The organism is Acetobacter sp. AN02, from assembly GCF_029759835.1.
GTDB lineage: Bacteria > Pseudomonadota > Alphaproteobacteria > Acetobacterales > Acetobacteraceae > Acetobacter.
Genome location: NZ_JAJJND010000073.1, coordinates 1 through 11,750 on the forward strand (window position 1 = coordinate 1; position 11,750 = coordinate 11,750).

Here is an 11,750-nt window from a genome sequence, read left to right on the forward strand (position 1 = left end):
ACGGCATCCAGACCACCCGATCCCGCATACAGACCCGACAGGCTCTCCCCCGTCGACGCATACTGATCCGTGATCTTCTCGTAATTCATGCTCACGGACGTGCCGCCCATCGCGGCACCCCACACAGGGATCGTGACCCCTACGCTCCCCCCATAAGACTCTTTCTCGTAGCTCGCCGTGTTCACGGGGCTCGTGATCGAAAGATTTCCCGTGTTCAGGACAATGTTGCCGCCCGAAACCTCAGCCCCGTTCAGAACCGTCGCGCCCGGAGCAGAAATCGTCACCCCGTTCGTCGCCGTCACCGTCGTGTCAACAGCCGTCGCGCTGTCAGACGTCGTGCTCGTGTGCGACAGGGAGCCGCCAACGGAAACGCTCACGCCGGCTCCCGAAGTCCCGACACTCACATTCGCGCCAACAGACGCAGATTTCGAAGCGCTTTTGCTCTCGCTGTGCGTTGTGTTCCAGCCCGCGGACAGTGAAATATCCTTCGATGCACTCAGAACAACGTTCTGGCCGGACAACGCCGCCGCCGTCGCACGCACGTCACCATTTGTCGCGTCGGTGGCATCGTCGCCCCGGGCGGCAACCGTCAGGGTGCCACCGGCTGCCGCCGTCGAACCCTGCACCGTGCTCGTCGTTTCCGTGCTGCTGCTTTTGTTCTTCGAAACGCCGATCGAAACCGACACGCCCACAAGATTGCCGCTCTGCGCACCGGCGGCAATCGACGTCGCTTCCGAAATGCCAGTCTGAATCCCTGTCAGCGCCTTCTGTGTCCCGGAGCCGGATTTCTGGATCATGTCGCCGGCCGTGTTGACCGCAGCGCCCACAATAGAGTCCGAGGACAGACCGGCATTCATTCCGATGCTCCAGTCCTTGTGTGTCCCGGACTGCATCAGCGTGTTCTGTTCCGTCGAGAACACAACAGAGGATCCCGAAAGCGCAACATCTGCCGCAGCCGCCACTGCCGATGCATCGATCTTCATCGCGCCTGCCGACGCAATCGTCAGATTGCCGTCCGTCGATGCGATGATGGACGGTGTCCACGTCGTCGCAGAGGCCGAGGAGGTGTCCGTCGACGATTTATAGGAAATCGAGCTCGCGCCAGTGAGCCAGTTCTGACTGATATGCACACCGGCTGTATGATGCGAGCTGCTTTCATCTGCGGTGCTCTTCGTGGCGCTTTCGGTGAAGGTGCCACCTGAGAGCAGCGTGGCGTCCCCGGCTGATCCGACGGTGCCTTTGATGCTCATATCCCCGCCGGAGACGGCTGTAAGAGTGCCACCCGCCGCAATCGCGCTTCCGATCTCCGTCGTGCTGGCCGTGTTCAGGGAAAAGCTGCTCTTCGTCAGAAAACCGCTTTCCTTGCCGGAAATACTGTCCGACACGCTGTTCGTCACAGACCCGAGATCAAGTGATTTCGCCGCTGAAAGCGTGAGGTTGCCGTCCGTCGTCAGCGTCGTCCCGGCTGTCTTCAGATCGCCTGTCAGTGCCGCGAGAACCGCATTTCCGCCCGACGTGATCGTCGTGCCGTAATTCTCCGTCTGGCTACCGCTGATGCTTAGATGCTTTCCGGAAACCGACGATGCCTGCTCCACCGTCGTCGTGCCAAGCGTCAGACCATTTCCCGCAAGAAGGCTCAGATCCCCGCCCGACGTGAGCACACCGCCGTTGAACGTGATGTCATCCGCCGCCGAAAGACTGGCTGATCCCGTCGCGCTGATGCTCCCGACAGAGGCCAGCTGCCCCTGCGTTCCGCCACCGACAAGATAGGTAGTGATCGTATCGCTGTTGAGGATCGAGCCATTCTGCGCCGTCAGGTTCACCGTTCCGCCCGACAGCGCCCCGGTGTTCGTGATGTTGCCGGACGTGGCCGTAATCGACAGCGCATCCTTCGCTGACACGCTGCCGCTGTTCGTCACGGATGCCGCTGTCAGCGACACGTTCTGACCGGAAATGGTGGCTCCCGTCAAAGCCTCATGACCCGGTGCCAGATACAGTTTCGGCACAAGAACCGTTTTGCCGTCAACAACCTCGTTCTGATACCACACGATGTCAGATGTCAGCGCAGACTGCTGCACCGCAGACAAAGCATCGCCGACTTTCAGACCAAGCTGATCAGACGCCGCAACCGCATTGTCCAGCAGCGCCTGCATCTGGGTGGCTGCCGTCGTATAGGTTCCGCCAAGGAAAGTCTGGCCCGTCGCAGAGATGATCTGCTGCTGGACATATTGCTGATCAAACGTGGAATCGCCCAGGAACGTGTAATCCGACGGCCTGTCTCCCAGACGGTCCAGAAGATATTCCGAACCGTGAAACGCCGTCAGGCTGGTATAGGCCGGGTTCGTCTCGATCAGCGATGTCGCTGACGGAGATGTGTCCGCAACATAGAGTGCCTTCCCTGCAGGAACAGACGAAATCACCTGCGAAACCGAAGCCGAAGCTGCGCCTGAAAAGCCGGGAAGTGTCAGATTCTGCGCTGTCGTCGTGCCGTTCTCATGTCCTTCCGGTGCAAGAACATGCCCATAGACCGGCTGTTCACCCGAAGGGCTGCCCGGCACGCTCGTCGTCGCACCCCCCGATGTCTGTGACGGAACAGTCTGTGGTGTGCCGGCAGAAATCCCGTTCAGCGTCCCTCCCGATACGGAAGTCGCCTGTCCTGCCGCGGTCGTGCCCGTCTGACTGTTCAGTCCTCCGCCTGACACGGCATCGGAACCGCTGGTTCCCGATGATGCGGCGGTCGAGGCATCCACGAAGGAGCCTGAGCTGTTCGGTGTCGTCAGGCTTCCACCCGACTGAGCCGCCGCCTGAGCAGATGGGGACACGCTTTCCGGGGCACTCCCCGACCAGTTGCCCGCTGAAGCAAGAAGATCCGGGGTTGCATGAGCGACAATGGTGGTATTGTCGATCTGTCCGGAGAACGTACCGGTCAGATTACCGCCTGCAACGATGCTGCCCGACAGACCAGTATAGGTGGAACTGCCCCAGATCGCGGTGTGCGGACCACCGTTAAGCGTCATCCAGCCCGGATTATATGCTGAATTACTGGCGGCATCGGGATCGGGCGTCACAAACTGGGTTCCGTCCGACGGTGTGAACCACCGTTTCAGATGCGGTGAGTCCTCCGTCAGTGTCCAGGTGATTTCCGTATCATATCCCTGATTTGTCAGACTGGCGCCCGTGAGAACCATGTTCTGTCCGGCCGCAATATGGCTGGCGTCGTTGAGAATATCTCCGGTTGTATCGATCTCAAGGTTTCTGCCTGCATCGATCAGCGCAGCTGCATTTGTCGCGGTTGCGGTCGATCCGGTGCCTGTCACTTCGACATAAGAAGACGCTGATGCTCCATCCAGCGCCACGATATAATATCCCGTGCCTTTTTCACCTGTGGCGGAATACCACAGCTCAGGCACATAGATTTTCATGACGTTGTTATAATAGCGATTGATCTCGCCATAATTCGCCATCGACGGATTCAGCGCGGGCGGATTGGCGAGACCATCTTCCCCGATCGTGTATTTTTTGTCGTAGACCACCTGTCCGCTGGTGGTCGTCACCCCACCCAGAAGATCGTTCGTCAGGGATGCTGCGTGGATCACAACATCGCCCGCAGCACTTCCGGCCATGATTTCGCCGGAACGGTTGACGACGTCGCCCGCATAGACACCGGAAAGACCTCCGACAGAGATGCTGCCGGCATCAGAGAGAATGGCTCCCTGAACATTGCTGAGCGCACCATCAAGCGCGAGCGTCAGACCGCCTGAACCGTCCAGAAGTCCTGTGTTGCTGATTGCGCCGGGGGTCCGGACCGTCAGGACGCCGCCCGCCATCATCGCGCCGTTATTCGTAAGCGACGCGGCATTGACGGTCGCATCTCCCCCGGCAATCACACCGCTGCCCGCTGCGATGCTGTAATCACCATTCAGAGTCAGAATGACATTACGTCCAGCCGAAAACAGCATAGCATCGCTCAGACCGGTTCCGAGCGTAAAATCCAGATCTCTGGCGGCAGACAGCCCGGCTGCTCCTGTCAGGACTTGCGTCTTCAGCGCAAGATCGTGTCCCGATTGGAGAATTCCGCTTGTATCGTCCACGGATTGCAGGGCTGCGCCGCCCGTACCATTCAGCACAAGATCCCCGTTCTGTGTCAGCAGCGTTCCGGCACGGTTGCTGAGCGTGTCCGCGACAACCGTCAGGCTGTTACCAGCCTGCAGCACGCCGCTGGCGTTGTCGATGCTTCCTGCGCTTCGACCGGCAGAACTGCCCGCCAATGTGACATTTCCAGTCTCGGAGATGACCTTGCCGCCACCATTCGTCAGGCCGGTGGTATACAGTGCGAGATCACTGCCCGCCTCGATCAGCCCGTTATCGTTGGCAATCCGGGCGGATGTCATCACTGTTGTGCCGTTTTTCGCGATGATGCGGCCGTTCTGGCTGTTGTCCACGGAGGAGGCCACAAGCGCCAGCGCGCCATCACCAACGCCGGTCTGACCGTTCCTGTTGTCAAATTGACCAGCGGTCAGCGTGGCGTTCCGCGTTCCATACATCAGACCCGTATTGGTCACGGTTCCGGGTGCTAAAAGCGTCAGGTCGGCTCCCGCCAGCAGCAGATTGCTGTTGGCAACTGATCCAGCCGTCACCGTTAGCGAACTTCCATATGCCGTGATTTCACCGGCATTGGTCAGAGGACCTGAAACCGTGAATGTCTGTGCACCGTTCGACAGAATACCACCGGTTGCAGCATTTGTGAGCGACTGCGCCCCTATTGTCAGTGCTGCACCTTTAGCGGTTGTCTGAAGCGTGCCCGCATTTGAAAGACCGTCCACACCGTAAAGATCCAGCGCCAGATTGCCACCAAGGCTTGCGATAACTGCCCCCGTGTCATTGGCGACGTTATCTGCCGCAATGGTCAGATCACGACCCGCCGCAATCACACCGCTGTTCTGCGCCTGGCCGCTCAGCACCAAGGTCATGTCACCGGCCGCCGTCATGCGGCTTGCTGAGGAAACGGCATCACGGGTGAGTAGCTGCGAGGTGTAGCGTCCTGCTGTCAGGGACAGTGTGCCATTGCTCTCGATCGTCCCGACTGCATTCCCGACGACGCTGCCGTCGGTTCCGGTCAGCGTCAGGCTGTTCCCCAGCGCCAGGATTGTGCCTGCTGTATTATTCAGAGTGCTGAACGGCAGAACAACCGCTCCGCCTGCCTGAAGAATACCGTTACTGTTGTCGGTCTCTCCCGGTGCATTGTCCGGTGAAACCAGTGTCAGATCACCGCTTTTCGCAAGAACAGTGCCGCCCGCATTTCCAAGTTCGTCGGTTGTCAGCGTGACGGCACCGTTGCCCTGAAGCACGCCGCCCGTCCCGTTCGTGATCCGCCCGGCAGTCACTGCGAGGTTCCCTGCGCTGGCAATCACAGATCCGGCTGTATTGTCGAATATCCCCGCTGTCACGAGATCAATCGTCGTACCGCCGATCCGTCCGTTCATATTGCTGAAAGCCCCGCCACTGCGGGCTGTCAGCTGACCGCCGCTGAACAGCGTCCCGCTGTTCGTCAGTGTTTCGTCGCTTGCAACCGTGATATCCTTCGCCGCGCCGGCAAAGCCGCTGTTCGTGATGCTGCCAGCTGAAATCGTCGCCGCACCTTTCTGCGCCAGCAGATTGCCCGACGACGTCAGACCTCCGCTGACAGAAACTGTCAGATCACCTGCGGAGCTAAGCGTGCCGTTATTACTGACCGTGTCAGCCACCAGATGCACAGTTCCATCTGCGCCGGTCGCTTCCAGAACGCCGTCATTGGAAACTGTCGCAGAATGCACCGTCAGGTTTCCACCCGTACTGGCGATAACGGACACTTTCTCCGTCTGCTCCGCACTGTGCGTCAGTAGACTGCCTGCTGTCAGATCGAGATTTCCGGCGGAAATCATATGCCCGGCGTTATCCACCAGCCCGGAGAACGATGCGACAAGGTTCGTGCCGGCGCTGATGACTGACGCCTCATCTGAAGCATAGGACCCGCCTGTCAGGACCATCCCGGTTGCAGACCGGATCATTCCTGCATCGTTGCTGATCTGGCCGTCCGATACGAGCGTCAGCTCTCCTGCTTCGCTCAGCATCGTTCCGTCCGTATTATCGACGGAGGAAGAACTGATCGAGAGCCCGGTCTTTCCCTGGAATGTTCCGCCTGTATTGGCGACAGAACTGGCGGCCTCAGCCGACAGGCCAGCAACGCTCAGCGCACCGTTTCCTGCCAGAAGGATGCCTTTATTTGTATTCGTCAGACGATCGGTCGTGATGGCAAGATCCGTCGCGCCCTCAAGCAGCCCCCTGTTGCTGAGGACGGTTTGCGCAGTGACCTTAAGCTGCCCTGCCGCAGCGATGATCTGACCGTCCGACACTGTCAGCCCGTCTGCATGGACTGACACATCACCGGCGCCTGCACCGGCCTGCGCGGATGGTCCCGTAACAGACACCATATTGGCAGCCGTCAGTGTCAGGCCGTTAGCACCATACAATGTGCCGCTGTCCATAATGCCTGCGGCGGCCGACAGGAACATCTTTCCGGCAGCGGCCATGGTCCCGGAGTTATCCACGGAACCCGTCGATGCGTTCAGATCACCTCCGAGCGCGCTCAGCTTCCCGCTGTTCGTCACATCCCCGGACGCTGTGAGCGAAGTCGCGCCACCTGACAGAACCGATCCACTGTTCGAGAAGCTGCCTGCATTCCTCAACGTCAGCAGACCACCGGACGCCAGTGTTTCAATCGTACCCGCATTCGTCACACCGGCAGTGCCCGTCGTGGTCAGCGTGCCGTTACCCGTCACCGCGGCCAGAACACCGTCCGTTCCGTTACTGAAAGATCCTGCCGTGATCACAAAACCCTTCTGCCCGACCAGACGCCCTTCATTCGCTAGAAGTCCTGTCATCGCCAGGGTCAGAACACCCGTACTGATCAGAGAACTGGTGGCATCGCTTTCATATGAATTCGTGTTCAGAGACAGGTTGCCTGCGGCGCCAAGCGTGCCACCCTGATTGAGGATACTGCTCATCGGACCGGTTCCATCCGAGAGGATCAGCGCCCCACCCTGTGACAGAATTGTCCCGCCTGATCGGTTATCCACGGATCCTGCGGAAAGGGTGACATCTCCCTGTCCCTGAATGGTGCCAGTCCGGTTATCGACGCCCTGACCGGATGTCAGACTGACCGCACCGGAGGAGGAGATGATCTTTCCCGATACGTTTTCGATCTCGTCTGCGGAAATAATAAGATTCCCGCTGCCGGATCCGATCTGGCCACCGTTATTGTCCAGTCCTGATGATACCTGGAGAGCTCCGGCACCGGCTCCGTAAATCGTGCCGCTGTTCGTCAGCGCACCTGCGGCTTTCACTGAAATATCTCCAGTGGTCGCCGCCAGTGTTCCGCTGACGGTCAGATCCTGCGCCTGAACCGTCAGCGCACTTCCTGCGGCTTTCAGACTGCCGCTGTTATCAAGAGAACCACCGGTTGTGACTGCACCAGACCCTGCAATCCCGATCATGCCTGCGTTCGTCAGGTTCGCGGCTGTAAGCGTCAGGTCTCCCGCATCGATAGTTCCGATCTGTCCAGCATTGCTCAACGTCCCACCCGTCGTCAGGTTCAGTGCACCGGACTGCACGGCGATCTGACCATCCTGATCATTCGAGAGACTGCTAGCTGCCGCAATCATCATTCCGGACAACGCCGCTACGGAGCCGGTATTCACCAGTGTATCCGTTTTCAGAGAGAGGTTGCCGCCCTGTGCGCTAAGCGTCCCACTATTTGTAATGGCGGACGCGACCGTCAGTGCGACAGAGCCTGTTCCTGTCAGCAGGCCTCTGTTCGTCAGTCCGCCCACGCTCTCAACCGTCAGCAGACTTCCGGAGGTGAGCGTCTCAATGGTGCCTGCATTCGTGATTCCGCCAGTGCCCGTGACTGTCAGGGACCCGTTGCCGGTTCTTGCCGCCAGGAGACCACTGGACTCATTTTTCAGTCCTTCGAGCGTCAGCGCGAAACCCTGCGCCCCGATCAGCTGTCCTGCATTATCAAGAACACCAGCCATAACCAGTGTCAGAACACCCGAACTGGCGAGAGCACTCGTCGCATCACTGGCATAATCGGCTGTATTCAGCGACAGACTTCCAGCAGATCCAAGCGTTCCACCCTGATTGAGAACGCTGTCCATGGGAACCTGACCATGCGTCAGTGTCAGCGATCCGTCTGTGGAAAGCACGGTTCCGCCAGCACGGTTATCGAGAGACGCAGCAGAAAGTGTGACATTCCCCGCGGCCTGAATCACACCGTTGCTGTTCCCGATCCCGTTCGCCGTCAGAACGAGCGGCCCTGCTCCCGAGATGATCTTACCCGACATATTGGCGATGTCATGAGCCGTCAGGGACAGAGCGCCTGTCCCGCTACCGATCTGCCCGCCTGAACTGTTCAGGGTGCTGTCACGTTAACTCTGTCGTGTGATAGACTGTGCTGATGAGCAAGGGATCAGTGAGTTACAAGCGCCACCGTTTTCCGCGCGAGCTGATAGCGCATGCGGTATGGCTGTATTTCCGCTTCCCCCTGAGCTTCCGCCTGATCGAGGAACTGCTGCTCGAGCGTGGGATCGTCGTTTCCTATGAAACGATCCGCCGCTGGAGCCTGAAATTCGGGGCTGCATTCGCCCGCAGGCTGCGCTGCAAGGCGGCCAGAGCGGGCGATATCTGGCACCTGGATGAGGTGCAGATCCTGATCCAGGGTCAGCTGCACTGGCTGTGGCGGGCGGTTGATCAGGATGGTTACGTTCTCGACGAAATCCTGCAGACCCGCCGCAACACGAAAGCGGCAAGGCGTCTGCTGACGAGACTTCTCAAACAACAGGGCGCCAGCCCGAGGCGGATGATCACGGACAAGCTGAAATCTTACGGCGCGGCCAGACGAAAGCTCGGCCTGTCTGTCCGCCATCTGTCTCACAAGGGGCTGAATAACCGCGCCGAAAACAGCCATCTGCCCCTGCGTAAACGCGAGCGGGTCATGCAGAAATTCCGTTCACCCGGCGGATGCCAGCGTTTTGTCTCCGTCTTTTCCGCCGTCCGTAATCTCTTCGTCCCGCCCGCCTCCCTCAGTAACGCACTCTCCCGACACACCTATCGTCTCCGGGCTTTCGCCCAGTGGAACACCGCGACCGCTCTCACGCCCTGAAATCCCCTCGTCCGGCCAGAACACGCCCATGAACAGTTAACGTGACAGCACCGGCTGGATCTCCCGGCGACGAAAACACTGGTTGCAACCCTCTGGTCCCGATCCGACGGGCTGGCATCCTTCCGGTCTGCACTGGCGGAACACGGTCTGACCATGCGCGAGGGAGACAGGAACGGGACACGACCGGGAGCGCATATCATCGAAACCGGCGATGGCACGCTGGTTGGCAGCTTTACCCGGCTGACAAAAGTGAGGATGGCTGACTTCAGAAGGCTTCAGGCAGAAGAGCAGTCAGCAGCAGAGGCAAAACCGAAAACGGATATCAGGAGCACCCGTGTTCCTGTCCGCAGTGAGGAGAGCGACCTCATGGAACTGCCCGCCCTCGTTGTTCCGGTGACCCGGCGGAAACAGCCAGGACGCATCAGGCTTCCGCGCCTGGACAGGCAGCCTGAGGACGTCTGGCGCAGACGGATGGAGGAGGTCGACAGGCCATCCATCCTGACAGTCTCTCCCCGGCCACCATCCTGTCCGGTCATTCTCAGTGCTGAAGAAGCCCGTACCCGTCGCAGGATCAGGGAACTCATCCGCAAGCAGCAGGCCATCCTTGACCAGAGAGCGCCGGAAGCCGACTGGGCACCTCTGGAGAGAGAAGAAACACTCGCGAAATGGCGGGACAGTCTCATACCCTATCAGAAACAGCTTCACAGCAGCTTTACACGTTACGATCATGCCAAAAAGGAATGGAAACAGGCTGAAGGAAAGCGCTGGCAACGCATGACGGGGCGGGCACGGAAGCTGGAGAAAGTCTGCCAGCAGCTTCTGCTCGAATTTCTGGAAGTGCTGCGTTTTGTCGTGCAGGCCCTTCTGTATGTTGTCGGACTGCGCTCCACACCACCAGAACCCGTCAGGCCTCTCCTGACAGAGCGGGACAGGCCAGCCCTTGAGGTTTTCCGCAAACAGCATGACGCCGAATTTACCGCCATGGCTGATCCGGAAAAACTCGAACCGTGGCTTGAAGACCGTTTTGACAGGCTGGTGCAGGCCAGACAGGACCGCATCAGACGGTGGGACAAAGCCCACCAACCGGAAAAAGAGCAGGCAGCACACGAGATCGCACGCCTGCGCTCGAAACTCGAAAACCCGATATCCAGGGCCGGACCCCAGGCTACCGCCCCGTCCTCACGAATGCCTGCGCCGGGACTCGGTTAGAACGCCGTCACTTGCCACCAGCAAAGAGTAAAGGCAGGAATGGGGGGACAACGGTAGGTCAGCTTTGTGTAGAGCGATCGGTAAAACCGGACATTCACATGGATGACCCTCGCGAAGGTTTTCACCCCATTCCGGTCGTTCAAGTAACCCATGTGACTTTTTAAAAGCTGACATTTGCTCACAAAACAGCCAAGCACCAGCCAATTGATTCAGTATAAGCGTTCGAATCCCACATGGTCCGGAGCCTACGCTACGGTATCCGGCAGTTCTCCATCATATCCGGGGCTTGTCAGTGGTTCGCTACGCCCCTCCCAATTACCTGGCCTTCGCCGTTGGAAAACTGCCGCTTGCCCTCGCTTTGAGAGTATCCACCGCCCTCAGAAGGAGCCGAGAATCTGTGGCAGACCATCCGCGGCGCCTTCGCGCACCGACTCTTCCGCGACGGAAGTGGGGCGTCCCGCCGATTCCGGCACCTTGCCGTTTATAGCACTTAGTGCTACATATTGACCGAGGCTGAGGAAGCTACACGGGTCTTCAAAACCCGCTGGTTCTCCAAGGCGGCGAGAAAGGCCCTTATCACGGATGAGGAACTCTGCGAGGCCATCGCGGAGGTCATGAAGGGTCAGGCTGACGACCTGGGCGGGGGCGTTTTCAAGAAACGCCTCAACAAAAATATGCATCGCAGTATCATCCTAGCACGGGGCCGTAAGTATTGGGTTTATGCCTACCTGTTCGCAAAAAAGGACAGGGAGAACATAGAGGACGACGAACTAGATGCCTTTCGCGATTTGGCCGATGTGTATGCGACTAAATCAGAGGAAGACCTTGCCAAGGAACTAGCTGCCAAAGAGCTTGTGGAGATTTGTCATGAGCAGAAAGCCTAAATACAAGAGCGACGCCTTCGAGGCGATCCATAGCAGCGCTGCAGGCATGTTACGGGCGGGAACGATCGACAAGGCGACGATGCGCCGATTTGACGTGTCCTGCCTGACCATGCCGCCTCCGATCGAGCCCGCACAGATCAAGCAACTCCGCGAGGCGAACAATGTCAGCCAGCCTGTGTTTGCTCGCTACCTCAACACGAGCGAGAGCACTGTAGAGAAGTGGGAGACCGGCGCGAAGAAGCCGAGCGGTATCGCGCTCAAGCTACTCTCTCTCGTGCAAAAGCATGGCCTGCGGCATCTCGCATGAGCAAAGGGCTCCACGCAATGACGTGCCCCCTTTTTTGTATCCACTCAAAAGGAGAGTTCCCGTTTTTTATGGCCTGGGGTTGATGGGATGACAAGGGTCTCGGGGGCATGCCCCCGAGACCCTTGTCTGGCGATCTGATCCGGTGTCCTGC

At 59.0% G+C, this 11,750-nt stretch carries 5 protein-coding genes; 4 read left to right on the top strand and 1 reads right to left on the bottom strand.

Translation table 11 applies throughout. The features are described from left to right. Nucleotides 1-8,381, bottom strand: an 8,381-nt coding sequence (locus LOC54_RS09010) for a hemagglutinin repeat-containing protein (RefSeq protein WP_279313484.1), incomplete at its 3' end; no start/stop codon positions are given. A 113-nt stretch (nucleotides 8,382-8,494) separates the two neighbouring features. Here LOC54_RS09010 and LOC54_RS09015 point away from each other — a divergent pair. The 4 genes from LOC54_RS09015 to LOC54_RS09030 all read left to right on the top strand — a co-directional run bounded on the left by LOC54_RS09015 (nucleotide 8,495) and on the right by LOC54_RS09030 (nucleotide 11,599). Beyond that, a complete protein-coding gene (locus LOC54_RS09015) occupies nucleotides 8,495-9,199 on the top strand; it encodes an IS6 family transposase (protein WP_279313485.1) in 705 nt (234 codons plus the stop codon). 153 nt (nucleotides 9,200-9,352) lie between these two features. Beyond that, nucleotides 9,353-10,408 carry a hypothetical protein gene (locus LOC54_RS09020; RefSeq protein ID WP_279313486.1) on the top strand — a complete coding sequence of 352 codons (1,056 nt, stop codon included), beginning with the start codon at nucleotides 9,353-9,355 and terminating at the stop codon, nucleotides 10,406-10,408. A gap of 503 nt (nucleotides 10,409-10,911) precedes the next feature. Next, a complete protein-coding gene (locus tag LOC54_RS09025; protein WP_279313487.1) occupies nucleotides 10,912-11,292 on the top strand; it encodes a type II toxin-antitoxin system RelE/ParE family toxin in 381 nt (126 codons plus the stop codon). Continuing rightward, the gene (locus LOC54_RS09030) at nucleotides 11,276-11,599 is read left to right on the top strand and encodes a helix-turn-helix domain-containing protein (protein WP_408740327.1); all 324 of its coding nucleotides are present in this window, start codon (nucleotides 11,276-11,278) and stop codon (nucleotides 11,597-11,599) included. Before LOC54_RS09025 ends, LOC54_RS09030 begins: the two co-directional genes overlap by 17 nt. Nucleotides 11,600-11,750: the final 151 nt, after the last annotated feature.

What these genes read in the sequence shown, in the direction of transcription:
- LOC54_RS09030 (WP_408740327.1), top strand. Translation starts at nt 11,276, where the DNA reads ATGAGCAGAAAGCCTAAATACAAGAGCGACGCCTTCGAGGCGATCCAT.
- LOC54_RS09020 (WP_279313486.1), top strand. Translation starts at nt 9,353, where the DNA reads ATGCGCGAGGGAGACAGGAACGGGACACGACCGGGAGCGCATATCATC.
- LOC54_RS09015 (WP_279313485.1), top strand. Translation starts at nt 8,495, where the DNA reads ATGAGCAAGGGATCAGTGAGTTACAAGCGCCACCGTTTTCCGCGCGAG.